Origin of the sequence: Emcibacter sp. (assembly GCF_048269205.1) — a bacterium.
Taxonomy (GTDB): Bacteria; Pseudomonadota; Alphaproteobacteria; order Sphingomonadales; family Emcibacteraceae; genus Emcibacter.
Genome location: NZ_JBLXJC010000003.1, coordinates 167,034 through 193,520 on the forward strand (window position 1 = coordinate 167,034; position 26,487 = coordinate 193,520).

The 26,487-nt window shown below is 56.5% G+C and carries 21 protein-coding genes and 1 tRNA gene; 7 read left to right on the forward strand and 15 right to left on the reverse strand.

Annotation, left to right across the window (positions count from 1 at the left end; genetic code table 11):
• Positions 1-168 precede the first annotated feature (168 nt).
• On the forward strand, positions 169-1,380 hold the full coding sequence (locus ACN0YD_RS13110; protein ID WP_417320492.1) for a UbiH/UbiF/VisC/COQ6 family ubiquinone biosynthesis hydroxylase: 1,212 nt from the start codon (positions 169-171) through the stop codon (positions 1,378-1,380).
• Positions 1,381-1,388: 8 nt separating this feature from the next.
• Here ACN0YD_RS13110 and ACN0YD_RS13115 read toward each other — a convergent pair whose 3' ends face one another.
• The 4 genes from ACN0YD_RS13115 to ACN0YD_RS13130 form a co-directional block, all read right to left on the reverse strand.
• On the reverse strand, positions 1,389-1,607 hold the full coding sequence (locus ACN0YD_RS13115; protein ID WP_417320494.1) for a Trm112 family protein: 219 nt from the start codon (positions 1,605-1,607) through the stop codon (positions 1,389-1,391).
• A 9-nt stretch (positions 1,608-1,616) separates the two neighbouring features.
• Positions 1,617-2,309, reverse strand: a complete 693-nt coding sequence (locus ACN0YD_RS13120) for an LON peptidase substrate-binding domain-containing protein (protein ID WP_417320496.1) — start codon at positions 2,307-2,309, stop codon at positions 1,617-1,619.
• Positions 2,310-2,318: 9 nt separating this feature from the next.
• Positions 2,319-3,224 (reverse strand): thioredoxin, encoded by a 906-nt coding sequence (gene trxA, locus ACN0YD_RS13125; protein WP_417320498.1) that lies wholly within the window; start codon positions 3,222-3,224, stop codon positions 2,319-2,321.
• Positions 3,225-3,289: 65 nt separating this feature from the next.
• A complete protein-coding gene (locus ACN0YD_RS13130; protein WP_417320500.1) occupies positions 3,290-3,814 on the reverse strand; it encodes a prolyl-tRNA synthetase associated domain-containing protein in 525 nt (174 codons plus the stop codon).
• Positions 3,815-3,981: 167 nt separating this feature from the next.
• On the opposite strand from ACN0YD_RS13130, the gene ACN0YD_RS13135 reads away from it, so the two are divergent.
• Positions 3,982-4,056, forward strand: a tRNA-Gly gene (locus tag ACN0YD_RS13135).
• A gap of 139 nt (positions 4,057-4,195) precedes the next feature.
• Positions 4,196-4,888 (forward strand): response regulator, encoded by a 693-nt coding sequence (locus ACN0YD_RS13140; protein WP_417320502.1) that lies wholly within the window; start codon positions 4,196-4,198, stop codon positions 4,886-4,888.
• 2 nt (positions 4,889-4,890) lie between these two features.
• Here the strand turns inward: ACN0YD_RS13140 and ACN0YD_RS13145 are convergent, their stop codons facing one another.
• From ACN0YD_RS13145 to ACN0YD_RS13155, 3 genes are read right to left on the reverse strand one after another with little or no spacing between them, the layout of a single operon-like run.
• Complete coding sequence (locus ACN0YD_RS13145) at positions 4,891-8,397, reverse strand: NahK/ErcS family hybrid sensor histidine kinase/response regulator (protein WP_417320504.1); 3,507 nt, start codon at positions 8,395-8,397, stop codon at positions 4,891-4,893.
• A gap of 48 nt (positions 8,398-8,445) precedes the next feature.
• Positions 8,446-10,497 (reverse strand): 3-hydroxybutyrate oligomer hydrolase family protein, encoded by a 2,052-nt coding sequence (locus ACN0YD_RS13150; protein WP_417320506.1) that lies wholly within the window; start codon positions 10,495-10,497, stop codon positions 8,446-8,448.
• 11 nt (positions 10,498-10,508) lie between these two features.
• On the reverse strand, positions 10,509-11,819 hold the full coding sequence (locus ACN0YD_RS13155) for a GntP family permease (RefSeq protein ID WP_417320508.1): 1,311 nt from the start codon (positions 11,817-11,819) through the stop codon (positions 10,509-10,511).
• A gap of 251 nt (positions 11,820-12,070) precedes the next feature.
• Here ACN0YD_RS13155 and ACN0YD_RS13160 point away from each other — a divergent pair, with 251 nt between their 5' ends.
• Positions 12,071-14,296, forward strand: coding sequence for a TonB-dependent receptor (locus ACN0YD_RS13160; RefSeq protein ID WP_417320509.1), 2,226 nt, complete (start codon positions 12,071-12,073; stop codon positions 14,294-14,296).
• 94 nt (positions 14,297-14,390) lie between these two features.
• Here ACN0YD_RS13160 and ACN0YD_RS13165 read toward each other — a convergent pair whose 3' ends face one another.
• Positions 14,391-15,170, reverse strand: a complete 780-nt coding sequence (locus ACN0YD_RS13165; protein WP_417320511.1) for an SDR family oxidoreductase — start codon at positions 15,168-15,170, stop codon at positions 14,391-14,393.
• Between the two features lie 149 nt (positions 15,171-15,319).
• Between ACN0YD_RS13165 and ACN0YD_RS13170 the strand changes: the two genes are divergently transcribed.
• Both ACN0YD_RS13170 and ACN0YD_RS13175 read left to right on the forward strand, forming a co-directional pair.
• Positions 15,320-15,811, forward strand: coding sequence for a glutathione peroxidase (locus ACN0YD_RS13170; RefSeq protein WP_417320513.1), 492 nt, complete (start codon positions 15,320-15,322; stop codon positions 15,809-15,811).
• The gene (locus tag ACN0YD_RS13175; protein ID WP_417320515.1) at positions 15,808-16,278 is read left to right on the forward strand and encodes a MarR family winged helix-turn-helix transcriptional regulator; all 471 of its coding nucleotides are present in this window, start codon (positions 15,808-15,810) and stop codon (positions 16,276-16,278) included. The genes ACN0YD_RS13170 and ACN0YD_RS13175 overlap by 4 nt, the downstream gene beginning before the upstream one ends.
• Positions 16,279-16,334: 56 nt before the next feature.
• Here ACN0YD_RS13175 and ACN0YD_RS13180 read toward each other — a convergent pair whose 3' ends face one another.
• The 6 genes from ACN0YD_RS13180 to ACN0YD_RS13205 form a co-directional block, all read right to left on the reverse strand.
• A complete protein-coding gene (locus tag ACN0YD_RS13180) occupies positions 16,335-16,541 on the reverse strand; it encodes a cold-shock protein (RefSeq protein ID WP_417320517.1) in 207 nt (68 codons plus the stop codon).
• A gap of 297 nt (positions 16,542-16,838) precedes the next feature.
• Positions 16,839-19,697, reverse strand: coding sequence for a formate dehydrogenase subunit alpha (gene fdhF, locus ACN0YD_RS13185; protein ID WP_417320519.1), 2,859 nt, complete (start codon positions 19,695-19,697; stop codon positions 16,839-16,841).
• 6 nt (positions 19,698-19,703) lie between these two features.
• On the reverse strand, positions 19,704-21,260 hold the full coding sequence (locus ACN0YD_RS13190; RefSeq protein WP_417320520.1) for a formate dehydrogenase beta subunit: 1,557 nt from the start codon (positions 21,258-21,260) through the stop codon (positions 19,704-19,706).
• Positions 21,257-21,724, reverse strand: a complete 468-nt coding sequence (locus ACN0YD_RS13195; RefSeq protein WP_417320521.1) for a formate dehydrogenase subunit gamma — start codon at positions 21,722-21,724, stop codon at positions 21,257-21,259. Before ACN0YD_RS13195 ends, ACN0YD_RS13190 begins: the two co-directional genes overlap by 4 nt.
• Before the next feature lie 234 nt (positions 21,725-21,958).
• The gene (gene fghA, locus ACN0YD_RS13200) at positions 21,959-22,804 is read right to left on the reverse strand and encodes an S-formylglutathione hydrolase (protein WP_417320523.1); all 846 of its coding nucleotides are present in this window, start codon (positions 22,802-22,804) and stop codon (positions 21,959-21,961) included.
• A 12-nt stretch (positions 22,805-22,816) separates the two neighbouring features.
• Positions 22,817-23,923, reverse strand: coding sequence for an S-(hydroxymethyl)glutathione dehydrogenase/class III alcohol dehydrogenase (locus ACN0YD_RS13205; protein ID WP_417320525.1), 1,107 nt, complete (start codon positions 23,921-23,923; stop codon positions 22,817-22,819).
• 115 nt (positions 23,924-24,038) lie between these two features.
• On the opposite strand from ACN0YD_RS13205, the gene ACN0YD_RS13210 reads away from it, so the two are divergent.
• Positions 24,039-24,935 carry a LysR family transcriptional regulator gene (locus ACN0YD_RS13210; RefSeq protein WP_417320527.1) on the forward strand — a complete coding sequence of 299 codons (897 nt, stop codon included), beginning with the start codon at positions 24,039-24,041 and terminating at the stop codon, positions 24,933-24,935.
• Here the strand turns inward: ACN0YD_RS13210 and ACN0YD_RS13215 are convergent.
• Entirely contained in the window at positions 24,932-26,431 is a 1,500-nt protein-coding gene (locus ACN0YD_RS13215) for an AMP-binding protein (protein WP_417320529.1), read from the reverse strand. The genes ACN0YD_RS13210 and ACN0YD_RS13215 overlap by 4 nt on opposite strands.
• Positions 26,432-26,487 lie beyond the last annotated feature (56 nt).

Consider the following 26,487-nt stretch of genomic DNA (forward strand, 5'->3'; position numbering starts at 1 on the left):
ATGACTATTTTTTGTGCATTTTTTGAAAATGATGATTTTTTAGTCACGTAAATTACATTGCCAGCGGCAGGATGAGTTCTGTATATATTTTCTGTAGCTTCACGGATCGACCCGCCCCGCTTTTCTGACAGTTCGGGCCGCCGATCCTTCTTAAAGACCGGACGGATAATGAGCCTTAACAGCGATGTAATCATTTCAGGCAGCGGTGTCGCAGGCATGACCCTGGCCCTCGGCCTTGCCCGTCAGGGACTGACATGCACCCTACTTGACCGGACTGACCTGACCGGCACCCTGAACGACGATTTCGACGGCCGGTCTTATGCCATCTCCCACGCCCCCTACGTGATGCTGGAAAGCCTGGGCCTGTGGGAAAAGATTGGCTTCGAAGCCCAGCCCATCAACGATATCCGGGTCACAGACGGCTTTTCACCCCTGTATCTTCATTTCGACGAGAGGGAGTTGGGCGAAGGACCGCTGGGCTATATGGTCGAGGTCCGCCATATCCGCAAAGGGCTCTATGAGGCCCTGGTTGCCGAGAAAAACATCACCCTGCTAATGCCGGAGCATATTACGGACTGCCAGACCACAACGGGCCATACGGCAGTCACCCTGGCCAGCGGCAAAAAACTGACAGCGTCCCTGCTGGTCGCGGCGGAAGGCCGACGATCCCCGCTCCGTGACATGCACGGCATTCGCTGCCGCACCTGGGACTACCATCAGCAAGGCATTGTCACCACGGTGGAGCACAAGAAAGATCACGGCGGCATCGCCCATGAACGGTTCTTCCCGGGCGGCCCCTTCGCCATATTGCCGCTGTTGGGCAACCGGTCCTCCATCGTCTGGACGGAACCGGAGGACTTGGCCCCCACAATCATGGGACTATCGGAGGAAGCGTTTAACCGGGAGCTTGAGAAGAAATTCGGTGATTTTCTGGGCAACGTCCGATCCCTTGGACAACGCTGGTCCTATCCGCTGACTCTGCAGCTGGCGGACCGTTACACCGCTGATCGCTTCTGCCTGGTCGGTGACGCCGCCCACGGCATTCATCCGATTGCCGGACAGGGTTTCAATCTGGGACTTCGGGACATTGCCGTATTGCTGGAAGTAATCGTCGACCAGGCCCGGCTCGGCGGCGATATCGGGGCGGCAGATGTGCTGGATCATTATGCCCGCTGGCGGCGCACCGACAATGCCACCCTGGCCCTGGTCACAGACGGCCTGACACGGCTGTTTTCAAACGATATTGCCCCGGTACGGCTGGCGCGGCAGGTTGGCCTCGGTATCGTCAATGAAATCCCGCCGCTCAGGAAATTCTTTATGCGTCACGCCCGGGGCACGGTGGGACATCTGCCCCGGCTTCTCAGGGGAGAGGCACTCTAGGCCCTGAATTAAACCTTGTCGGCCTCCAGTTCGCGGGCTTCCTCCACCAGCATGATGGGAATGCCGTCACGAATGGGAAAGGCAAGGTGCGCCTTGCGGCTGATCAGCTCCCCTGCCTCCCGGTCATATTCCAGCGGTTCCTTGGTCACCGGACAGGCCAGAACCTCCAGAAGCTTGGGATCCACCTTGCCGTAGTTTTCCTTTTCCGGTTGTTGTTCGTCGCTCATGCTTCACCTTTAATGATAATGTTTGTTGGCCACGCCCGCCGGACCGGCGAGACTGAATTCCAGCAGATTGATCATCAGATCATACCTGTCTTTGAGGTTTTTCGCCTCCAACACCGCTTGCGCCTCGCCGGAACTGGTCACACAATATTTGGCCAGTTCATTGACCAGGACCTCATCTTCGGCCTCATCGAAAAAATCCCCCCAGTCGGCGGACAGATCACGGGCCTCAAGTGACTTGATCAGTATATCCTGCAACCGGTACCGGTCGATATCCGGGGACCGGGGCGGCGCCTCGCAATCGTCGGGATAATTGTCATAACTGACCCTCAGCTCCCGGTACAGATTTCGCTGCGGCAGTTCCTCAATCACATCAAAACGACAAAGACCGGTCAGCACGATTGTGGCCGCACCGCCTTCAGTAACCTCGAAATCGGAAATCATGCCCAGGCAGCCGGCCTTGTGAAGCGGCGGATTTTCCGGACCGTACCCCAGATTGTCCAGGGCAATACTGCCCGGTCCGCCACCGTCCCCGGGCAGGGGCTGGATCATGCCGATGACCCCCTGCCCCTCTCTCGCATGGTTCACCATTTCCAGATAACGGGGTTCAAAAACATTGAGAAACAGCTGACTCTTGGGCAGCAAAAGCGCCCGGGTCAAGGGAAACACCGGGATGTCTTCTGGCAGTTCCTCCAGTCCGAACATGGGCTCTCCTCAGGCAAACAAAAGGCTTGAAAGCTTCCGCCGCGCCGTTACCGTAAAAGGATCGGTCGGGCCGGCAATCTCAAAGAATTTCACAAGCTGGGCCCGGGCGCCGTCCTCATTCCATTCCCGGTCCCTGGCAATAATTTCCAGCAACTGGTCACCGGCTTCGTCCCGGCGTCCCTGGGCCCAGAAGGCCAGGGCCAGGTCAAACCGGGCCTGATGATTGTCTGGATTTTCGAACAAACTGGCCTCCAGCTCCTTGACGTCGCCAAGGTCGCCGGCCTGTTTTGCCATTTCAAGTGCGGCCCGCGCCGACGCAATTTCCGGCTTGTTTTCCAGATTGGCCTGGGCGCTGTTCAGAACATTCCCCGCATTTTCCAGGTCACCCATTTCAATAAGGACGCGGGCCAGCCCGGCAATGGCCTCCACATTCTGGGGTTCGGCCTGCAGAATCTGGGAATAGATGCCGCCGGCACTTTCAAAATCCCGCTCCTCAAACAGCATTCCGGCCTGTTCCAGCATCTGCTCAATCGGGGACGGGCCGATATCATCGGCGAACTTGGCGATAAATTCCTTGATCTTGTCCGCCGGCAGCGCCCCGGCAAAAGCATCCACCGGACGGCCATCCTTGAAGGCTACCACAGTGGGTACTGAACGGATCTGCATCTGGGCGGCAATCTGTTCGTTTTCGTCAATATTGATCTTGGCCAGCCGCACGGCACCACCCGCCTCGGTCACCACTTTTTCCAGAACCGGAGTCAGCGCCTTGCAGGGCTCGCACCAGGGGGCCCAGAAATCCACAAGCACCGGCACCTGCTGGGAGGCCTCGATCACATCCGCCATGAATGTGGACGTATCGGTATCGGTAATCAGCCCGGGCTGGCTCTGGTCTACGCCATCAATATACTGCTGCATTTTATGTCCTTATGTTTCGGGCAATATTTCCTGCTGCCCTTAATATAGAGTGAAATGGGCCCCGGTTAAAGAACGGCGGCGTCAAAATCCATAATTATCGGGTCGATTCCGAAGTGCCGAATGAATTTCTCCAGATCCTCGCTGCGGATTGTGGTGGTCGCCTCGTTATGCAGCGGATGATAGTTCAGCAACTCATGCTCCATCATCTGGCTGTCCAGAATCAGGGAGAAGCCGGACTCCCTGTAATGATCCGGCAGATTGATCAGACTGAAGGGGGTGACTGACCCGGGTGTCACACCCAGCACCTCCTGCATCAATTCCGCCGAGGCAAAGCTCAGCCGGCCTGTCGGCAGCTGTTCGCTTTTCTGTAACGCCTTGATATCCAAACGACGATCTTCCAGCAGCACAACAAGGAGAAGATAGCCTTTTTTGTCCTTGAGCAGCAGGTTCTTGCAGTGGGCCCCTTCGATGGTGCCGCGCAGGGCCTGACTTTCCTCGACGGTGAACAAAGCTTCATGCCGCACGGTCCGGGTTTCGATTCCCAGATCTGCAAAACTTTGAAAGAGTTTTTCTTCTTCCGGTCTGCTCATTTATCGCCAGTTTCCCTCGTTTTTACCCTGTCGGGACCAGCTTTTTTATAGCGGCGGTCTTGCAAAACAATCAATTAATATTTATTTGGATTTTGTACTTGCATTTGGAAAACATCTGCGTATTATCCGCCCACAAGTCGCCTGTGCGGCTTACCCCAGATTGGAATGCGGGCGTAGCTCAGGGGTAGAGCATAACCTTGCCAAGGTTAGGGTCGTGAGTTCGAATCTCATCGCCCGCTCCAATATCTGGTGTATCAGAGAAAAGCATTTACTGGGCCGTCTCACTCGTGAGCGGCTTTTTTGTTTTCCCGATCACCCCTGTTTCCGGGCGATATTTTCTGTACCTCAATCCCCAAAGCCGCTAGCATGACCGGCAGGGAGATGATAAAAATACATCAGGTCATGGACGACAAAAGAACAATCATCATCGCCGACGATCATCCGCTGTTCCGCACGGCCCTGCAACAGGCCATCGGGCAGGCCTTCGGCGACTGCAACATACATGAAGCGGGCTCCCTCGACGATCTGCAGCAAAAGCTGGAAAATACGGAAAATACCGACCTCCTGCTTCTCGATCTGCAGATGCCGGGCACCTTCGGCTATTCCGGCCTGATTTTCATCCGCGAACATTATCCGCAACTGCCGATCATCATCGTGTCCGGCAACGAGGGACCGGCGACGGTTCACCAGTGTCTGCAGTGCGGCGCCGCGGGTTTTATCGCCAAGTCTCTGGCCCTGCCGGAAATGGCACATGCCCTGGCGACAATTGACCGGGGCGAAGTCTGGATGCCGGAAAATGCCCGTACAGTCCGGCCGGAACCAAATCCGGAAAGGCAGGACATGGCCCGCATTCTCGGCAGCCTGACCCCCCAGCAGTACCGGGTGCTCAGCTATATGGCACAGGGCCTGCTCAACAAACAGATCGCTTACGAAATGGACCTCTCCATTTCCACGGTGAAGGCCCATATGACCTCTATCCTGAAAAAATTCGGCATGTTCCGGCGCACACAGATCGTTGCGGCTATGAAACAACTTGACCTGGAGGAACTGGAACAGCCGCAAAACAGTGGCTGAGTTCAGCTTTCTGCCTGGATTTTCGCCAGGACGGAGCGCAGGGCGGCCGCCCGGAGCGGCTTCGGCAGGTAGTAATATCCTTTACCCCGGGCTTCCTTCTTGACCTGCTCTGTCTGGTCTGCGGAAATGATAATACAGGGAACCGGCGCGGCCCGGGAGGCGCTATAGCCGGAAACCACATCAATGCCGCTGCGGCTCCCGTCCAGGTGATAGTCCGCCAGAATCACATCCGGCTGCTTCTCTCCGACGGCCTTCAGGAACTCCTCTTCCGTGCGGCATCCGGCAACCTCGCACTGCCAGTTGCCCAGCAGGGCTTCCATACCGATCAGGATGGAATTGTCGTTATCCAGGCAAACCACCCGCCTGCCGGCGAAAGTGTCCCACCCGGGCTGGGCATCACTTGCTGTCCCGGCAGTTATCGCGTCTGCACACCCCAGCGGCACAGTCACGGAAAAAACACTGCCCCGTCCATGTACTGACCGCACCCCTACATCATGTCCGAGCATACCGGCCATGCGCCGGACGATGGCAAGTCCGAGGCCAAGGCCCTTTTCCGTATTGCGGTCCAGGAAATCAAGACGCTGGAACTCTCCGAAAATCTGTTCCTGATATTCCTCCGGAATCCCGCTGCCCGTATCCCAGACTTCGATGCGCAGGGCATTCTTTCCTGCCCGACGGCAGCCCATCAACACCTTGCCTTCCCGGGTATATTTCAGGGCATTGGACAGGAAATTCTGCAAAATACGGCGCAGGAACTGCCGGTCGCTGTGCACCACATAAGCTGTATCCGGCAGGCGCAGGTCCAGCCCTTTGTGCGCGAACTGGGGCTGGAATTCGGTTCTCAGACCCGCAAAGACATCTTCCAGGGCAAAGTCGGCAATTTCCGGCCGGATGGCGCCCGCTTCCAGCTTGGAAATATCCAGCACCTCTTTCAGGATTTCTTCCACCGAATTAAGAGAGGTATCCAGGTGATCGATCAGATCCTCGGTCTTGTTGTCGTATGACTTCTGGTCAAGGGCGGACGTAAATATACGTGCCGCATTGAGCGGCTGCAGAACGTCGTGGCTGACAGCGGCCAGGAAACGGGTCTTGCTGCGATTGGCCTCTTCCGCTTCCGCCTTGGCCGTGGCCAGTTCCCGGGTGCGTTCCGCCACCCTTTGTTCCAGGGTCTCGTTGGCTTCCTTGAGCGCCGCTTCCGCCCTTTTAAATTCGGTAATATCCGTATAGCTGGTGACAAACCCGCCGCCAGGCATGGGCTTGCCGCGCATTTCAATCACCGTGCCATCCCTGCGGAACCGCTGGAAAGTATAGGCGGACCCGCCTTCCATATACTCGATGCGCTTCCTGATTTCCTCTTCCGGGTCACTACTCCCGAAATCACCCCGGTCGGCACAGAAGCGGATCAGCTCCGACACATGCCGTCCTTCATAAAGAAACCCTTCCGGATAGCCGAGCATCTCTTCATAGCTTTTGTTCCAGGCCACCATGCGCAGGTTATGATCCACCACGCTGATGCCCGGGCTTACATTGTCCATGGAAGACTGCAGCAGATCACGGTTATATTTGAAAACGCTGGAGGCCTCGTCGACGATACTGACAAAATCATCCAGTTTGATATTGCGGCCCTCAAGCGCCATTTTCAGGACCACCCGGGCCGAGGCCGAACCAATTGCGCCCGCCAGCAGCCGTTCGGTAAACAGGATAGTGGCGCCGTCCGCCTTGTCAGACGGCAGCAGGGCCAACCCCTTGTCACCGGCAAATTTGCGGAAGGCCTCCCGCGCCGCCTCCTCGCCGATGAAACGCTCGGCCAGGATCTGAAGATCGCCGTTATTGACCACTTCCCGAAACTGGCCCAGATCCTCCACTGCGCCACTCTGGTCCTGATCGGTAAAAGTGGCGGCCTGGATATGTTCCAGCAGGTTGGCCCGGGACCTCATCGACACGAATATATAGAGGCCCGTATTGAACAAAAGGCTCCAGAACAGGCCATGACCCACCGTATCCATGAAATCGGCCCCGAACAGCGCCTTGGGTCTGAGCCAGCCCTGTCCGAACAACCCGTGCTCGACTATCTCCTCCGCCCAGATGCCGGAACGGGCAAGTTCGGGAATCAGCAGGGTATAGAAGCAGATGGCAAACCCGGCGGCAAGGCCGGCCATCACACCGCGCCGATGACCCTGTTTCCAGTACATGCCGCCAACCAGTGACGGGGCGAACTGGCCAAGCAGGGCCATGGACAAAAGGCCGAAGCTGGCAAGCTCCGCATAACCGGTAAGCAGGCGATAATAAAGATAAGCCAGACTGATGATCAGCACGATGGAAAGCCGGCGCACCAGAGGTACGATGACGGAAAAATCACGCATCCTGTCCCGGCCGAAAAACGGCAGCCTCAAGAGCAACGGCATGACCACATCGTTACTGACCATGATGCTGAGCGCCACGGTGGAGATGATCACCATGCTGACCGCTGCCGCAAGTCCGCCAAGATAAACGAGTACAGCGAGAAGCGGATGACCGGTGCTGAGCGGCAGGTTCAGGATAAACATGTCCGCATTGGCGTCCACGGGCAGAAGAAGCAATCCGGCACTGGTGATGGGCCAGATAAACAGGCCGATCAGAAACAGAAAAGCGATGAAGATCCAGCGCGCGATCTTGAGATCCTCGACCCGGGTGTTTTCCACCACGATCACGTGAAAGGAGCGCGGCAGGCAGAAAATCGCCAGCGCGCCGAGAAAAATGGAGGATAGAAAGCTGTATTCTGTGGACCGGGTTTCCGCCACGCGGTCATATATTCCGGCAAGTGCCGCCTCATCGATCAGGTCGCCAAGTCCGTCAAACAGCCCGTAAGTGACAAAAAGGCCCGCCCCGATAAAAACCATCAGCTTGAACAGGGAGAGAAAGGCAATCACCAGCATCAATCCCTCGTGCCGCTCGGAGGAGACGATCCGGCGCGTACCGAACAGGATGGAAAAAAGCATCATCAGCACCGCTACAAACAGTGCCGTATCCCGGCCGAACGGGAGTGAGGAAGAGGGCCAGTTCTGTTCCGCAAAACCACCTGTCAGCACATTGAAGCTGCCGGCAAGCGCCTTGAGCTGCAGGGCGATATAGGGGGTAACCCCGACAATGGCGACCAGGGTTACCAGAATGGCCAGCGACTGGGACTTGCCGTAACGGGCGGAAATAAAATCGGCGATGGAGGTGATATTTTGCCGGTGCCCGACAGTGAGCATTTTCTCCACGAAACCGATTGCAAACAGCATCACCAGAATGCCGCCCACATAGGTGGGGCCGAAGATCCAGCCGTTCTGGGCCGACTGACCGATGGTGCCATACATGGCCCAAGTGGTGCTGTGCACCGCGAAACCAAGGCCATAGATCACCGGACGCCAGCGGGACCGGTTGAGGGCCTCCGCCCGCCGGTCCCCGAGCCAGGCCATGAAGAACAGTCCCCCCATGAAGACAAGGGAAACCAGAATGATGCTCCAGTTACTCAGCAGGTCTGCCAACTCGGATGCGCCCTCCCGTCAGCCTGTTATATGCCCTTATTGACCCGGCTATTCTGGTACCGTCAGGCGACTGCCGTCAAATGTAATTTCCATTTTCCCCGGCGTGGCGGAGATGGCGGGCAGTTGCTCTGTGGATAACGGCGGTACCGTCCCGTCCGGGGCCATGCCCCGCTCACCCGTATTCACAAGCTGGTTCGGTGGCAGCGGGGCGCCCTTCTTCAGGTGGTCCCACATCAGGTCCAGGGCCTGCTCGAAATAATAATGCATGGGCACCACCCGGGCGGCGAAACCCGGAAGACCGGCCAAAGCATCGAAATGCTGACCATTGCGGATTTCGTAATAATGCAGATTTGCAGCAGTACCCTCCCTCAACCTGTTGAGGGCCAAATAGGGACGGGAGGAAAAGTTGACATGGATAACACTGTCCCGCCGGCCATGCACAATGATTGCCGGACGGCCGCCAAGATCGCCGCTGTTCCGGACTTCGTCCATGCCTTTGCGGACGGCAGCATCCTCCCGGACCATACGGTCGAGGCACAGGGCGCCAGTGGCATCAAAATCCATCAGACCTGTTTCCGCATTGGGCACAAACATCGCCCGCATCCATCCGGTCGGGGCCTTTCTAACCCAGTTAATGTCATTATTGGGAATCATGCCTGTATTTTTGGCGAAGTTTACATGCCGGCGCTCCATCGGATAGGATTCCTGCAGTCCGGTCTTCGAGGTGGCCGCAATGGCGAGACCGCAAAGCCGGTCTTCGACTCCGAAGCGCCCGTATGCCGCGGCGTAGTCCCCCACCACCGAGGGTCCCACTTCGAGCAGTACGGAAAAGCCGTCCATCAGGCTGCTGTCCTTGAGAATGCCGTAGGCTTCAAGCTGAGCGCGCGCATCCCTTGATTGCGCCTCGGCAGTTTCTCCCTCAACCAGCCCCTTATCTTTCAGGGTCCGGCAACGGTTGCCGAGCGCCAGATCGCCAAGCGGAATAAAGGCCCTGAGCGGCACATTTGCCGGTTCGGTGAGCAGGGCACAGGCCAGCAGCACATTCAGTTTATTGCTGTATTCCAGAAACTGCCGGCCCTCTGCCTGAAGCTCCCGATCACCCCAGGCGATGGAGACCGGTCCCACACCGGCCATATCCGGGGACAGGTTGGGTTCCGAGACCACAATGGCGTCGATCAGCCCGTCCTCATCCTGTTCCGCCGCCTTGAGGCTGCTGTATCCTCCGTTGGATATACTGGACGCCATCACCGTCACAGTGTCTTTGTTATAGTCTTTTCCGCCCTCTTCGGGGCGGTGATATTTATTGAGAATGTAAAAGGCGACCCGGATCGATTCGAGCACGGTCCGGCCCCAGTCCTTCATGCTGTTGTCTTTTGAATGGGCATGTTTCAGGGCGATATGATCCGGATTTTCTTCTGCATAGGCTTTAAGTTCATCCGTTTCCTCAAGCTGGAAGGGCGTGTCTCCCTCCCCGGCTTTGACCAGACGGCCACGCATGTCATAAACCTGCCTGTCGCCAAGAAACTCCATGCCGATGCCGGTGGCCTTGTCCACATAGGCGACAGCACAGCCTTTCGGCAGGGCCCAGCTACCCACGGTGCCCACAGCACCGTAAACCGAACGTCCGCCGGAAGACGGCGCCGTCACCAGACAGGGCGCGGCGGGGTCGAAATGATCAGGCACCTGCACCATATAGGTCACGGGATGATTAAGGCCCTCAATTCGCCCCATGACCAGATATTCATAGCCAGCCACCTTGCCGTCCCCTTCCGGCCCGTACAGGCGGCCGTAACCACCGGCCTCGCTCACATCCACAAGGGCGCGGAAGTTGGCATAAATGGTGAGTCGGCGAATTTCCTCTACTGTAGGCTTTAGCAGATCGGCCGGAAGCGGCTCCACCCCGCGCAGCCCGGCTGTGCCGAGCCCCGCCGTCAGAAGATCATTGTCGGTGCCATCATAATAGGTCCGGGTTTCCGTCCCGATCAGGGAAGCAGTTTTCTGCGATGCTGCCTCCTCCCGGGCACAGGAAGAAAGGATAACAACGCCCGCCAGGCAGGCGAGACGTGCGGTCATCTGGGTCAGTCGTCGGTTCAGCAGCATGATCATTCTCCCTACAGGATAAACAGGGCTATGGCCATTATCAGCCCGATAGTCGGCACAATAACGGTCAGCGCGCCTAGCGGCGCATAGGCGTTTTGATGGGTTTCCTTGCAAATGGCGTGGATCGTGGTCACCACATAGCCATTATGCGGCAGGCTGTCGAGCGCTCCCGAGGCAATGGCCACGACCCTGTGCAGGGCTTCGGGATTAACACCCGCCTCAAGATAATGGGGCGCCAGCAACGGTAAAGCGATGGACTGCCCGCCCGATGCCGAACCGGTCAGGCCGGCGATCACCGTGACCGCCACCGCGGCCCCAACCAGCTCGTTCCCCGGCAGGTTGGTCATGAAGGTCACCGCATCAGCAAAGGCCGGTGTCGCCTGGGCGACGGTACCGAAACCCACCACCGCCGCCGTGTTGGCAATGGCGATAACCGCCCCTGTCGCGCCAATGGCGCAGGTTTTCTGAAGATTGTCAAAGCGGCGGAAGTTCAGAATTATCCCCATCAGAACCCCGCTGAGCAACGCCACAATAAGGGCGGATTCTTTTAATGTATCGTGGAACAGGAACGAGACCCCAAGCACGGACAGAAGCGGCAGCAAACTCAACAACGGATGCGGTTTGGAGGAATAGCTGCGCTCGAACACGTCATCTTCACGGATTTCGAATTTTTCCCCGTTGCGCACGGCCCTCTTCACCATGAAACTGAGCCACCAGTAGCCAAACAACATCATAAACAGCGCCACCACCAGGCTCACCTGCCAACCGGCAAAATGGGTGGTGCCGAGAAATTTGATGGGAATCCAGTTCTGAATTTCCGGCGAACCGGCGGAGGTCATGGTGAAGGTCACTGACCCGAAGGCAAGTGTTGCCGGAATAAAGCGGCGTGGCAGGTCGGCTTCCCGGAACAGACTGAGAGCGATAGGATAGACAGAGAAAGCGACCACAAAGACACTGACCCCGCCATAGGTGAGAATGGCACAGGCCCCGACCACCGCCAGAACCGCATTGCGTTTGCCGAGCTTGCCAATGACCCAGTCGGAAAAACTGTAGGCGGCGCCGGAATCCTCCATCACCTTGCCGAAGACGGCACCAAGCAGGAACATGAAAAACCAGCTGAAGATAAATCTGGTGAAGCCTGACATATAGCTGCTGATATAATTGGCCTCTTCCTCCCCGGCCCACTGGGGCATCAGGGAAAGATCCCCGCTCAATGCCACAATCAGGGCGCAAAGAGGGGCGGCAATCATGATGCTCACCCCCCTGATGGTGAGGTAAATAAGAAGAAGAAGTCCGCCGACCAGACCTGCCATACTCAGCATGATTTTAGTTCAACCTCCCAGTCTATATTTATAACTACTTGATTTTTATCGATTATCATAAAATTGACTCGCATTCTATGAGACGACAGCGGCAGATGGGTATATGGACCTAGGTCTATAGGGCGCAGCCATAAAAGCTGTGATAGGTTTCCAGTCGTCGAGCGGGAAATAATCAAGAAACCCGTCATGCGTATTGGGTTGATGTCTACTTCATCGACCGGGAACCAAAACACTTCTGGGAGGTACTTCTGATGAACAGAACACCGATTAAATCGAAATTTTTACATTCCGTTTCCCTGGCGAGTATCCTTGCCGGTGCCGTCGCTGTGACAGCGCCCGGCTGGGCCAGCGCCCAGGAAGCCGACGAAGGCTTCATGCTTGAGGAAATCACGGTTACGGCCCGTCGCCGGTCGGAAAGCCTGCAGAGCGTCCCTGTTGCTGTAACCGCTTTCAGCGGTGACAGTCTTGACCAGATCGGCGCGCAGGATATCACCTATCTGGCACAAAGCGTGCCCAACACCACACTGGAAGTTTCCCGCGGCACCAACACCACCATCACCGCCTTCATGCGCGGTGTGGGTCAGCAGGACCCGGTGGCAGGTTTTGAATCCGGTGTCGGTATTTATCTGGATGATGTTTACCTGAACCGTCCCCAGGGCGCAGTTCTGGAAATCTATGACGTGGAGCGGATCGAGGTTCTGCGTGGCCCGCAGGGCACGCTCTATGGCCGCAACACCATCGGCGGCGCCATCAAATATGTCACCAAACGCCTGGGTGATGAAACAGAAGTGCGCGTCAAAGGCAGCGTCGGGACCTATATGCAGCTGGACGGCCTTGTTTCCGCCTCCACCCCGATCAGCGACAGCTTTAAAATCGGCGGGTCTGTGGGATATTTCAGCCGCGACGGCTTCGGGGAAAACCTGACCAACGGCAAAGAACATTATGACAAGAACCTGCTCGGTACCCGTCTGACCACCGAATTCACCCCGACTGATAACCTGTTCATCCGGATTATGGGGGATTACAGCAAGGATACCTCCAACGAGAAATCCGGTCACCGTCTTCAGGTCGGCAATCTAACCGGTGCTCCTGTCCTGGATGATGTCTTTGACACCCGGGCCGGGATAGTGGGCGAACAGAAGGTCACCCAGGGCGGCGTCTCCGGCCTGATCGAATGGAACTTCAACGAAGAAGTCACCTTCAAATCCATCACTGCCTATCGTGAAGACGACACCACGACACCCATCGATTTTGACAGCCTGCCGGCTGCCGATCTGGACGTGCCGGCCATCTACAAGAATGATCAGTTCAGTCAGGAACTGCAGGTCCTTTATGAAGGCGAGAAACTTCAGGGTATGGTCGGCTTCTATTACCTGAAAGCCAATGCCTACCACAGCTTCGATGTGGTTCTTGGCGGCCTTGGGGTAACGGCCTACACCCTTGGGGATGTGGATACAGACACATGGGCCATCTTTGCCGACGTCAACTATGACATCAACGAAGAATTCAGCATCAACCTCGGCGGCCGTTATACCAGCGACAAACGCAGCGCCCAGGTACTGCGCCAGACCTATCTTGGACTCAACTCCCCTGCTTTTGGCAATGATGATACGGTCCTGATCGCCCAACCTGCCGATTTCGACAGAAGCCGCACCGATGAGAAATTCACGCCGAAAGTAACAGTGAAATGGCAGCCCGATGAAGACATCAATGTCTATGCGTCCTATTCCCAGGGCTTCAAGGGCGGAAGTTTCGATCCGCGTGGCGATGACCGGGCTGCAGAAGGATTCAAGCCGGAAATCCTGTCCAGCTATGAGTTGGGCGTCAAGTCAACCCTGGCAGACGGTCGCGTCAACATGAATGTGGCCACCTTTTTCAGTGACTACAAAGATGTCCAGATCCCGGGCTCCGTTGCTATCGATACCGACAATGACGGTACAAACGACAGCTTTGTCGGCACCGTGACCAACGCCGGTAAGGCGGAAATCTGGGGTATGGAATTCGAGATGACGGCCCTGGTGTCAGAAAACCTTACTGCAAATGTCGCCCTTGGCTATATCAATGCCGACTACAAGGAGTGGCTGGTTCAGGGTGTGGACATTTCCGATGACAAAGTATTCCAGAACACGCCGGAATGGACCATGAACTTCACGCTCAATCATGCCTCCGACCTTGGCATGTTCGGTGAAGACGGCACCCTGAACATCATCGGCGCCATCTCCTACAAGAGCAAGATCTATCAGTTCGAGGATCCCAATCATTTGCTGGATCAGGAAGGCATTGCCCTGCTCGACACAAGCATCGTCTGGACCTCGGCTGACAGCGGTCTCCGGATCGGGCTACATGGCAAAAACCTGACAAACGATCACTATAAGGTGGCGGGATATAACTTCCCGACCCTTGGCCTCGAAGGGTCCGTTACCGCCTTTTACGGCAACCCGCGGACCTTCACTCTTACGGCAGAATATGCCTTCTAGAACGTTCCTCCCTGAACGATCCGGGAAGGCATGACCCTCCCGGACATCAACCTTCCGATTCTCCGGGGCCCTGTGGCCCCGGTTTTTTTATGTCCTAGAAGGTGCCCGGATAATCGCCGCCGTCAATCAGCAGGTTCTGGCCGGTGATATACCCCGCCCGCGCGCTGCAGACAAAAGCGCAAAGGGCACCGAACTCGTCCGGATCGCCAAGCCGCCCCGCCGGAAAGCTATGGGCAAACATATCAATGGCTTCCTGTTCGGAAATACCGTCCCGGGTCGAAATCATGTCCAGAAGCGACGTCATACGGTCGGTGGCAAAAAGACCGGGCAGGATATTGTTGATGGTCACGTTATGCGCCACGCCGTCCCGGGCAATGCCGGCGACAAAGCCGGTAAGACCGGCCCGGGCCCCGTTTGAGAGACCAAGCGGCTTGAACGGCGATTTGACCGCGGCGCTGGTGATATTGACGATGCGGCCGAATTTGCGATCGATCATGCCGTCAAAGGAGCGGCGTATCATTTCAATGGGCGCCAGCATGTTGCCGTCAAGCGCCAGGTGCCAGTCCTCCCTGTCCCAGTCCCTAAAGTCACCGGCTGGCGGGCCGGCGGCATTATTGACCAGAATATCCGGCGCCGGACAGGCGGCAAAAATCTCGTCCTGACCGTCCGCCGTCGTCACATCCGCCGCAACAGGCGTAACCTTCACAGCATATGTGTCACGAATATATTTTGCCGTTTCCTCCAGCGGCCCCCTGGTCCGGGCATTCAGCACCAGATCCACACCGGCAGCCGCCAGATGTTCCGCGCAGGCCCGGCCCAACCCTTTGCTCGAAGCGCAGACAATGGCCTTGCGGCCCTTTATTCCAAGATCCATCACTCAATCTCCCTGCTTTTCCTGCTATTCATATCAGATCACATGCGGCAGAGAAACATACTCCTGTCAACCGTCTGATTTCCACCCGGTTGACAGAAAAATTAAATTGTGCACAATTTAATTTTTAAACTGCACAGAGGCCACCTGTCATGTCAGAGATCTACAGCATTCCCGTAATACAGAAGAACGGCGAGGAAACCACCCTGGAACCATACCGGGGCAAAACCCTGCTGATTGTCAATACCGCCAGCAAATGCGGCTTCACGCCACAGTTCGAGGGATTGGAAACCCTGTACCAGACCTGGCAGGACGAGGGGCTTGAAATTCTCGGCTTTCCCTGCAACCAGTTCGGAAACCAGGACCCGGGCAGCCAGGATGAAATCGAAAGTTTCTGCAAGCTGAACTATGGCGTGACGTTCCCCATTTTCAAAAAAATTGACGTAAACGGGGAACATGAAGCGCCGCTTTTCGTCTGGCTCAAGTCGAAAGCTGCAGGCCTGTTCGGCAGCCGCAAGATCAAATGGAATTTCACCAAATTCCTGATCGATCCAAGCGGCACCATCGTCAAACGCTATGCCCCCATGACAAAACCGGAAAAGATTTCGGCCGATATCAAGAAGTTCCTGGGTCAGACCAAATGACCGGACTGCCTGAAGACGATAGACTGCTCAAACTGGAAAACCAGACCTGTTTTCGGCTTTATGCCGCTTCGCGCGCTATCACAAAAGTCTATCAGCCGTTACTGGAAACCATCGGCCTGACCTATCCCCAGTATCTGGTGATGCTGGTTCTTTGGGAAGAAACCGGAGGAATCACCGTTCGTCACCTCGGACACCGGCTGATGCTTGATTCAGGCACCCTGAGCCCTGTCCTGAAGCGTCTCGCCACCAGGGGACTGCTCTTGAAATCACGGGGGAAGAAAGATGAAAGGGAGGTTTGTCTTACACTTACCGAAGCCGGAGAATCCCTGAAGGAACAGGCCCGCGAAATTCCGGAGTTCCTGCTATGTCGGGCCATTGAAGGTCAGCTGCCCCTGCAACAGATCAATGAACGGCTCGACGAGCTTCTGGACTTCCTCGGCCGCGGCGGCAGAAAGCAAGCCGTCTGAAAACAAAAAATGCGGCAGGATTTCCTGCCGCATTCTCTTCGAAACAAGTCCGCTTCTTAACTTGCAGAAATTTTCCCTGCTGCCATCCGGCCGTTACGGCCTTCTTCCAGTTCGTAGGTAACTTTCTGACCTTCGTCCAGAGACTCCAGTCCGGCCTGGTGAACAGCGGTGATATGTACAAACACATCTGAGCCGCCATCATCGGGCTGAATGAAACCAAAACCTTTGGTGGGGTTAAACCATTTGACAGTACCAGTTGCCATTTATTCGTCCTTCATATTGATCGTCTATTAACTTCTATGCGCAATACACGCACTTGATTCTCCCCGGTTCATTCCGGGAATATATTAAAAATCAGGAAGTTAGCGTATCTTCAGAAAGCGAATTTTGGCTTATCTTCACTGTATTTTCATACCTGTTGTACTTTTTTTAAACGGTTTTGGCAACCGATCTTAACGCACAAGCCCTTAATAACCCGACGATTTTCACAAAACAGACAAATATTTTTAACAAAAACCGGAAGAACGGGCCGGGATAATTTCCCGCCCGTTCCGGATTTTCTATTCTGCGATATGCCGCGTCTGTTCCGTAAACTCGTCGTAATGTTCCTGCCAGTCCGACCGCTTGTTGGTCCGGCGTATCTGCACCGCTGTCACTTTGTATTCCGGACAGCTCGTCGCCCAGTCACTCAGTTCAGTGGTCACCACGTTGGCCCCGGTGTCTGGCATATGAAATGTGGTATAAACCACACCTGGCTGCATCCGTTCGGAAATATGGGCGCGAAGGGTAGTCTCTCCCATCCGGCTTTCAAGACTGACCAGATCGCCTTCGGCAATATTTCGTTCTTCCGCATCATGGGGATGGATTTCCAGGACATCCTCGTCATGCCAGATGTTGTTCTTTGTGCGGCGGGTCTGTGCGCCCACATTATACTGGCTGAGAATCCGGCCGGTGGTCAGCAGCAGCGGGAAGCGCCGGGTGACTTTTTCCTTGGTCGGCACATATTCGGTAACCACAAAGTTACCCTTACCGCGGACAAAGCCGCCCACATGCATGGTCTCGGTGCCTTCCGGCGCCTTGTCATTGCAGGGCCACTGAATGCTGCCAAGCCTGTCCAGTTTATCAAAGCTGATCCCAGCAAAGGACGGTGTCAGCCGCGCAATCTCATCCATTATTTCAGAAGCGGAATTATAGTGCATGTCATAGCCCATGGCCCGGGCAATGCGGCAGGTGATTTCCCATTCATCCATGCCCTGACCATCCGGACCATTCTTCGGCTGCATGGCCTTGCGGACCCGGCTCGTGCGCCGTTCCGCATTGATAAAGGTGCCGTCCTTTTCCAGAAAGCTGGTGCCGGGCAGGAAAATATGGGCGAAACGGGCGGTCTCGTTCAGGAACAGGTCCTGCACGATCAGGCAGTCAAGGTTTCGGAGCGCCGCTTCCACATGGTGGGTATTGGGATCGCTCTGGGCCACATCCTCGCCCTGGATATACATGGCCTTGTAGCTGCCCTCCACGGCCGCATCGAACATGCCCGGAATCCTGAGTCCCGGCTCGTTATCCAGTTTGACACCCCAGTCCTTTTCGAACAGGCCGCGGGTGGCGTCATCAGAGACGGGACGATACCCGGGGAGTTCATGGGGGAAAGAGCCCATGTCGCAGGAGCCCTGCACATTGTTCTGACCGCGCATGGGATTGACCCCCGCGCCTTCAAAACCGATGTTGCCGGTGGCCATGGCGAGATTGGCCATGCCCATCACCATTGTGGAGCCCTGGCTGTGCTCGGTCACGCCAAGTCCGTAATAAATGGCGGCACGGCCCTCTTTGCCGTCATGGGCGGAAGCATAGAGCCGGGCCGCGGCACGGATGTCCTCGGCAGGCACGCCGGTGATTTCGGCCATGTTCTCCGGGCTGTTTTCATCCCGCAGGACAAATTCCCGCCAGGCCTCATAGGCCTCCATATCACAGCGTTCGCGGATATAGTCCGTCTGTTCCAGACCCTCGCTGACAATGACATGGGCCAGCGCATTGATCATGGCCACATTGGTGCCGGGCCTCAACGCCAGGTGATAGTCCGCCTTGACATGCGGTGTTTTGACAAGCTCGATGGCCCGGGGGTCGACGATAATCAGTTTCGCGCCCTGGCGAAGCCGCCGCTTCATCTGTGAGGCAAACACCGGGTGGGCATCCGACGGATTGGAGCCGATGATCATGATCACATCCGCTTCCATCACACTGTCGAAGGCCTGGGTGCCGGCGCTGGTCCCCAGTGTCTCCTTGAGACCATATCCGGTCGGGCTGTGACAGACACGGGCACAGGTGTCCACATTGTTATTGCCAAACGCGGCACGAATCAGCTTCTGCACCACATAGACTTCTTCGTTGGTACAGCGGGAGGAGGTAATACCGCCAACAGACTTGCGGCCGTATTTCTCCTGCACTTCTTTCAGGCGCTTCGCACTATAGTCGATGGCTTCGTCCCAGCTGACTTCACGCCAGGGATCGGTGATCTTTTCCCGGATCATGGGGCTGGTGATGCGGTCCTGATGGGTGGCGTATCCCCAGGCAAAACGACCCTTCACGCAGGAATGGCCATGGTTGGCCTTGCCATCCTTCCAGGGGGTCATCCTGACCACTTCGCCGCCCTTCATTTCCGCCTTGAAGCCACAACCTACACCGCAATAGGCGCAGGTGGTGATGACGGAATGCTCGGGCTGGCCCATTTCAATGACACTGTCTTCCATCAGGGTCGCGGTCGGGCAGGCATCCACACAGGCGCCGCAGGACACACAGTCACTTTCCAGGAAGGATTGCTCTGCCCCTGCAGAAACATGACTGTCAAATCCGCGGCCGCCGATGGTCAGCGCAAAGGTACCCTGCACTTCCTCACAGGCCCGCACACAGCGGGAGCAGACAATGCATTTGCTGGGATCGAAGGTGAAATAGGGATTGCTTTCGTCCTTTTCAGCCTCGAGATGGTTTTCCCCGTCATAGCCGTAACGCACATTGCGCAGGCCGACCTGGCCGGCCATATCCTGAAGCTCGCAGTTGCCGTTGGCAGAACAGGTCAGGCAGTCCAGAGGATGGTCGGAGATATAAAGCTCCATCACCCCACGGCGTACCCGGGCCAGCTTTTCGTTTTCAGTGGTGACCTTCATGCCTTCTTCCGCCGGCAGGGTACAGCTTGACGGCAGGCCGCGACGGCCGTCCACCTGCACGACACACAGCCGGCAGGACCCGAATGATTCCAGCTTGTCGGTGGCACACAGCTTGGGAATATTGACCCCCGCCTCCGATGCCGCCCGCATGACCGAGGTGCCTTCGGGCACGCTCACGCTGCGCCCGTCAATTTCCAGCGTCACCTGCTTGTCGCTGGTGCGCGCCGGGGTTCCAAAGTCCTTGTCCCTGATCAGAGTCATCTTATCTCACTCCGTTTGTGTCCGTGGTGACCGGAAGTCTTCCGGAAAATACTTCATTGCCGATTTCACCGGATAGGGAGTCATGCCGCCCATGGCGCACAATGACCCGTCTTCCATCACTTCACATAAATCCTCAACCAGTTGCAGATTCTGGTCTACATGTTCGCCGCGGAGGATCTTTTCCACGGTTTCCATCCCCCGGACCGACCCGATCCGGCAGGGGGTGCATTTACCGCAGGATTCCGCCGCGCAGAATTCGAAGGCAAAGCGGGCCTGTTCGGCCATGTCCACGCTGTCGTCAAAGACCACAATGCCACCGTGGCCGACCATGGCCCCTTCCGCGCTGAAGGATTCGTAATCCATCGGCAGGTCAAACTGCTGTTCCGGCAGATAGGCGCCGAGCGGACCGCCCACCTGGACTGTACGCGCGGGTTGACCAGTCAGGGTACCACCGCCGAAGTCTTCCATCAGTTCCCTGAGGGTGACACCGAAAGCTTTCTCCACAAGGCCGCCCTGACGGATGTTGCCAGCCAGCTGGAATGTCATTGTACCACGGGACCGGCCCATTCCAAAATCCGCGTAGGCTTTTCCGCCGTTCGACAGAATCCAGGGTACAGAGGCCAGGGTGATCACATTGTTGACCACCGTAGGTTTGCCGAACAACCCTTCCAGAGCCGGAAGCGGCGGTTTGGCTCGCACCAGGCCCTTTTTGCCTTCAAGGCTTTCCAGCATGCTGGTTTCCTCGCCGCAGATATAGGCACCGGCGCCCTTGCGCACTTCCACGTCAAAGGATTTACCGGAACCCTGAATATCGTCACCCAGATAACCGGCGTCCCGCATCACCTGCAGCGCCTCGTTCAGGATTTCATGGCACAGAGGGTATTCGCTGCGCAGATAGATATAGCCTTTGGTCGCGCCCACAGCCAGCCCGGCAATGGTCATGCCTTCCAGCAGACAGAAGGGATCGCCCTCCATCAACAATCTGTCGGCAAAGGTGCCGCTGTCGCCTTCATCCGCATTGCAGGCAATATATTTCTGGTCGGCTTGCGCCCCCAGTACCGTGTTCCATTTGATGCCCGCCGGAAAGGCCGCCCCGCCACGGCCACGCAGGCCCGAGTCGGTCACTTCCCTGACGATATCGGCCTGATCCATCCCCAGCGCCTTTTCCAGGCCGGAGAGCCCGCCATTGGCACGGTAATCCTCCAGATCAAGTGGATCAATCAGCCCGACTCGGGCAAAGGTCAGCCGTTCCTGTTTCTTCAGGTAGGGAATCTCCTCGGTCAGGCCCTGCTTCAATGGATGGTCGCCGCCCTCAAGAAAATTCGCCTCAAACAATGACTTTACGTCCGATTCCGTTACGGGTCCGTAAGCAACCCGCCCTTTAGCGGTTTCCACTTCCACCAGCGGCTCCAGCCAACTCAGGCCCCGGCTGCCGTTGCGAATCATTTCCACCTCAAGCCCCCGGTCGGTGGCCTGGTCGAAAATAGCCACAGCCGCCTCGTCGGCGCCAAGGGACAGTGCTGTAGTTTCCAGCGGGATATAAATCTTTACCACGTCACTCACAGCTGAGCCTCCTTCAGCAGTGATTTCAGACGATCCGCGGTTACCCGGCCATATACCCGGTCGTTCAGCATGACGTTGGGGCTGACGGCACAGTTGCCCAAGCAATAGACCGGCGCGAGGGTCACTTCACCGTCTTTGGTGGTTTCCCCGAAATCAATGCCCAGCATGTCCCGGACTTCTTCGGTAAGCTTGCGGGACCCCATGGCCTGACAGGCCTCTGCCTGGCAAATTTTCAAGACTCGCTTGCCGGTCGGATGGTCATGGAAATCATGATAAAAACTGACGACGCCGTAGACTTCAGCGCGGGAGATATTGAATCCATCGGCCAGAGAGGTATAGACGGCCTCGTCAATATAGCCGAACTCAGCCTGAAGCGCATGCAGCGCCTCAAGCAGCCCGCCGGCTACTTCGCTATATTCTTCAATGATTTGGCCTGCTCTCTGCGAGTCCCAAACTTTTTTCATTACCCAACCACTCCCATAATTGCATGCAATTCCGTATAAGGCAGAATTTTAATAGGCATAAATTATGTTTATAATACCGCATCTTGGCGTAAATTCTGAAATCTAATTACACTTTGATTGCATGCAACATAGCATAAATTATAATTATGGGAACGGTCTATGGCGTCTATTTTACAATAAAAAATAAAATGCCCCGCTTCCCAGCGGCAAGGGGGCATTCATTAAAATCATAAATTACCCCAGAAGTTGCGCGTGGTGCGACAAATGGTCGTCCATAAAGGTCTGGATGAAGAAATATCCATGATCATACCCGTCATGCCGCCGCAGGGTAAGCTTCTGACCGACCCCGGCGCAAGCTTCGTCAAACAGTTCAGGCTTCAATTGCTCCTCCAGAAACGGATCGCCCAGTCCCTGGTCAACCAGGATTTCCGGACGGGAAGAGGCATCGCCAAGCGCCTTCATCAATTCACAGGAATCATACTGCCTCCAGCCTTCCCTGTCATCCCCGATATAGCCTGAGAGCGCTTTATGCCCCCAGGGACAATTCATCGGGGACACAATCGGCGCATAGGCGGAAACGGATTTATAGATATCCTGGTTCTTGAGATAGATGGTCAGTGCCCCGTGACCGCCCATACTGTGACCGAAAATACCGAGCCGGGACGAATCCAGCGGGAATTCCCGAAGCACCAGTTCCCTGAGCTCACGTGTGATGTAGCTGTACATCTGGAAATGAGGCTTCCAGGGCGCCTCGGTGGCGTCCACATAGAAGCCCGCGCCCTGGCCCATGTCGTACCCTTCGTCATCGGCGACATCCTCACCGCGGGGGGAGGTATCCGGCGCAAGGATGGCAAGCCCCAGTTCGGAGGCCTTGCCATAGGCCCCGGCCTTGGCGGTGAAGTTTTCCTCGGTGCAGGTCAGGCCGCTGAGCCAGGTCACCAGTGGTACCGGTCTCTTTTCCGCCGCGGGCGGCAGATAAAGGGAAAACCGCATCTTGCAATTGGTAACTGCTGAAGTGTGTTCACAATAAAGCAGCCGGCCGTCAAAACAGCGGTGTTCGCCGACGATCAGTTCAGACACAGTTTATCCCCTTTAGTAAAGTACGACGCTGCGGATGCTTTCGCCGTGATGCATCAGGTCGAAACCCTTGTTGATGTCTTCCAGCGGCATGGTGTGGGTGATCAGGTCGTCGATGTTGATCTTGCCGTCCATATACCAGTCGACAATCTTCGGCACATCGGTGCGGCCACGCGCGCCGCCGAAAGCTGACCCGCGCCACACGCGCCCGGTCACCAGCTGGAACGGACGGGTGGAGATTTCCTGGCCGGCACCGGCCACGCCGATGATTATGCTTTCGCCCCAGCCCTTGTGACAGCATTCCAGCGCCTGACGCATGGTGTTCACATTCCCGATACATTCAAAGCTGTAGTCGGCGCCGCCGTTGGTCAGGTCGAGGATGGCCTCGATCAGATTGTCGCATTTGGTCGGGTTAATGAAATCGGTCATGCCGAATTTCTTCGCCATTTCCACTTTGCCCTCGTTAATGTCGATGCCGATAATCTTGTTGGCGCCAACCATGCGCGCGCCCTGGATCACATTCAGGCCGATTCCGCCGAGGCCAAACACCACCACATTGGAACCGGGCTCCACCTTGGCGTCATAGACCACGGCGCCAACGCCGGTAGTAACCCCGCAGCCGATGTAGCAGACCTTCTCGAAAGGCGCGTCTTTGCGGATTTTCGCCAGCGCAATCGCCGGCAGCACCGTATAGTTGGAGAATGTGGAACAGCCCATATAATGCAGGATCTTTTCCCCGTTGAGGGAGAAACGGCTGGTACCGTCCGGCATCACGCCCTGCCCCTGGGTTTCGCGAATGGACTGGCACAGGTTTGTCTTGGGATGCAGGCAGTAATCGCATTCCCGGCATTCCGGGGTATAGAGCGGGATCACATGGTCACCAACGGCAAGGGAGGTCACACCTTCACCGACTTCGACCACGACACCTGCACCTTCGTGACCAAGGATCGCCGGAAAGGCCCCCTCAGGATCATCGCCGGACAAAGTGAAAGCGTCCGTATGGCAGATGCCGGTGGCTTTCAGTTCAACCAGCACTTCGCCCTTGCGCGGGCCCTCGAGCTGGACAGTTTCAATTGACAGGGGTTCTCCGGCCTTAAAGGCCACGGCTGCACGGGTTTCCATGACATCAGTCTCCTAAATTTGATTTCTTTTGCCAGTAAATTACATTGATTTCATAGGAGCTACAATTTATTTATAATTCAACAGAGTGTTTCCATATAGAAACAATTGAGGCAAAATGGACTATCGCTGGACCGGCATAATCGAATTCGTCAATGTGGTGGAGAAGGGCTCCTTCTCCGCCGCCGCCAAGGCTTTGGATGTGTCCAAGTCCCACGTCTCGAAACAGATCCGGGCGCTGGAAAACAGCCTTGGTGTGCAGCTTCTGCACCGAACCACCCGAAAACAGACCCTGACCAACCAGGGGGTAGATTTCTTCATGCGCTGCCAGAAAATCCTGCAGAACCTGGACGAGGCCCGCAACGCCCTGGGCGAGGAGCTGACGAATCCCCGCGGCCTGATCAGACTGACCGCCGCCGGGGCCTTTGGAGAGGACTTCCTGTCGCCGATCCTCGCGGACTTCCTCATCCTCTATCCGGAGGTCACGATCGAGGTCAATTTCACCAACCGGCTGGTGGATCTGCACGAAGAACATTTCGACCTGGCGATTCGGGCCGGACTTCCCGAGAAGGGCCATCTGTCCGGCGACAAACTCTGCAGCTACGGGTTGGTCACAGCGGCAAGCCCGGCTTATCTGAAAAAACGGGGAATGCCCAAAACACCTGCTGATCTCGACGATCATAACTGTCTTGTGGGCACTCTGCCTTACTGGCGTTTCAGGGAGGGAGACGATATCCGCGAATATATCGTGCGCGGCAACTGGAAATCCAATAACGGCCGGGCATTGATCAAGGCTGCCGAAGCCGGGCTCGGCATCCTGCAGGTACCCGAATTCTACCTGGATTATGCCGCCCCGGACAGCCTGGTGCCCCTGCTTCAGGATTACTCCCTCGACACGGTGACCATGTGGGCCATGTATCCCGGCCAGCAATATGTGCCGCGCCGCATTTCCCTGCTTATGGAATATCTGAAACAGTCCCTGAAAGAAAGCCGGGGACTGCGGACAGAAATTTAGGCCGTATAGAGCTTTCTCAGCAGATTCTTCTGCACCTTGCCCATGGTATTGCGCGGCAACTCATCCATGAAATGATAAATCTTCGGGTGCTTGAAACGGGCGAGCTTCTCACCCACCACTTCTTTCAGCTTTGCTTCTCCGATCTCCCCGTCAGGGACAATAACCGCCACCACCGCCTCACCGAAGTCCGCATCGGGAATACCAATGACGGCGCTTTCCCTCACCCCTTCGACCGCATCAAGGCAGGACTCGATTTCCTTGGGATAGATATTGAGCCCGCCGGAAATAATCAGATCCTTGGCCCGGCCCTCCAGGGTGAGCCGGCCTTCCTCGTCCAGGCTGCCCACATCGCCGGTGATGAAAAACCCGTCGTCGCGGAATTCCTCCGAGGTTTTTTCCGGCATCTGCCAGTAGCCCTGGAAGATATTGGGGCCCAGCGCCTCTACCACACCTGTTTTCCCGGGTGGCAGGATGTTACCCTCTTCGTCAGTAACCCGCACGTCCACCCCGGGCAGAGCAAATCCAACCGTACCGGCAATACGCTCGCCATCATAAGGGTTGGACGTGATCATGCCCGCCTCGGTCATACCATAGCGTTCAAGTATCCGGTGACCTGTGCGGTCTTCGAATTCCCGATGCACCTGGGCCGTCATGGGGGCGGAACCGGAAATAAACAGCCGCATGGTGGCGCAGTCCTCTTTCCCGAAATCCTCTTCCGCCAGCAGGCGGGTATAAAAGGTCGGCACACCCATCAGGATGGTGCTTTCCGGCAGATATTTGCGGATCAGCTTCACATCAAATTTTTCCAGGAAGATCACTTTGGAGGCATTGAGGAACGCCGTATTCAGTGCCACAAACAGGCCGTGCACATGAAACACCGGCAGGGCATGCAGCAGTACGTCGCCGTCCTCAAAGGCCCAGTAGTCCAGCAGGGTCAGGGCATTGCTGGACAGGTTACCGTGGCTCAGCATGGCCCCCTTGGGTTTGCCGGTGGTCCCTGACGTATAAAGGATCGCGGCCAGGTCATCCTCTTCATAATCTTCGATGTCCGGGTCGGGATCGGCTTGCAGGGCCTCGGCCCAGAAGCAGTTATCCGGTGTGGTTCCCATCAGCTTGAGAAACGGAACCCCTGCCCCGGCGGCCAGCCGTTCCGCCGCTTCCTCCCCTTCCGGGCGGCAGACAAAAATCTGCGGCCGGGCATCTTTCAGGAAATAGTCCACTTCGTCGTCGGTATAGGCGGTATTGAGGGGGATGAAGATAGCCCCGGCCCGAAGCGCGCCAAGATAAAGCGCCACAGCGCCCACCGACTTATCCACCTGCATCACCACCCTGGCCCCGGGGCTCACGCCATAGCGCCGCAGCAGTCCCGCAAACCGGGCGCTCAGGTCATCCAGATCACCATAGGTCCAGAGCCCGCCTTCCGGCGTGACAATGGCCGGTCGATCCCTCTTGTCCCCGAAACGGTTTTGCATGATTTCATATAGATTTGCAGACATGTGACAGACGCCTCCCGACTTCAGCTTTCCGGCCCGAGACTAGCCTCCAACCCGGA

What these genes read in the sequence shown, in the direction of transcription:
- ACN0YD_RS13110 (WP_417320492.1), top strand. Translation starts at nt 169, where the DNA reads ATGAGCCTTAACAGCGATGTAATCATTTCAGGCAGCGGTGTCGCAGGC.
- ACN0YD_RS13115 (WP_417320494.1), bottom strand. Translation starts at nt 1,607, where the DNA reads ATGAGCGACGAACAACAACCGGAAAAGGAAAACTACGGCAAGGTGGAT.
- ACN0YD_RS13120 (WP_417320496.1), bottom strand. Translation starts at nt 2,309, where the DNA reads ATGTTCGGACTGGAGGAACTGCCAGAAGACATCCCGGTGTTTCCCTTG.
- trxA (WP_417320498.1), bottom strand. Translation starts at nt 3,224, where the DNA reads ATGCAGCAGTATATTGATGGCGTAGACCAGAGCCAGCCCGGGCTGATT.
- ACN0YD_RS13130 (WP_417320500.1), bottom strand. Translation starts at nt 3,814, where the DNA reads ATGAGCAGACCGGAAGAAGAAAAACTCTTTCAAAGTTTTGCAGATCTG.
- ACN0YD_RS13140 (WP_417320502.1), top strand. Translation starts at nt 4,196, where the DNA reads ATGATAAAAATACATCAGGTCATGGACGACAAAAGAACAATCATCATC.
- ACN0YD_RS13150 (WP_417320506.1), bottom strand. Translation starts at nt 10,497, where the DNA reads ATGCTGCTGAACCGACGACTGACCCAGATGACCGCACGTCTCGCCTGC.
- ACN0YD_RS13155 (WP_417320508.1), bottom strand. Translation starts at nt 11,819, where the DNA reads ATGCTGAGTATGGCAGGTCTGGTCGGCGGACTTCTTCTTCTTATTTAC.
- ACN0YD_RS13160 (WP_417320509.1), top strand. Translation starts at nt 12,071, where the DNA reads ATGAACAGAACACCGATTAAATCGAAATTTTTACATTCCGTTTCCCTG.
- ACN0YD_RS13165 (WP_417320511.1), bottom strand. Translation starts at nt 15,170, where the DNA reads ATGGATCTTGGAATAAAGGGCCGCAAGGCCATTGTCTGCGCTTCGAGC.
- ACN0YD_RS13170 (WP_417320513.1), top strand. Translation starts at nt 15,320, where the DNA reads ATGTCAGAGATCTACAGCATTCCCGTAATACAGAAGAACGGCGAGGAA.
- ACN0YD_RS13175 (WP_417320515.1), top strand. Translation starts at nt 15,808, where the DNA reads ATGACCGGACTGCCTGAAGACGATAGACTGCTCAAACTGGAAAACCAG.
- ACN0YD_RS13180 (WP_417320517.1), bottom strand. Translation starts at nt 16,541, where the DNA reads ATGGCAACTGGTACTGTCAAATGGTTTAACCCCACCAAAGGTTTTGGT.
- fdhF (WP_417320519.1), bottom strand. Translation starts at nt 19,697, where the DNA reads ATGACTCTGATCAGGGACAAGGACTTTGGAACCCCGGCGCGCACCAGC.
- ACN0YD_RS13195 (WP_417320521.1), bottom strand. Translation starts at nt 21,724, where the DNA reads ATGAAAAAAGTTTGGGACTCGCAGAGAGCAGGCCAAATCATTGAAGAA.
- ACN0YD_RS13205 (WP_417320525.1), bottom strand. Translation starts at nt 23,923, where the DNA reads ATGGAAACCCGTGCAGCCGTGGCCTTTAAGGCCGGAGAACCCCTGTCA.
- ACN0YD_RS13210 (WP_417320527.1), top strand. Translation starts at nt 24,039, where the DNA reads ATGGACTATCGCTGGACCGGCATAATCGAATTCGTCAATGTGGTGGAG.
- ACN0YD_RS13215 (WP_417320529.1), bottom strand. Translation starts at nt 26,431, where the DNA reads ATGTCTGCAAATCTATATGAAATCATGCAAAACCGTTTCGGGGACAAG.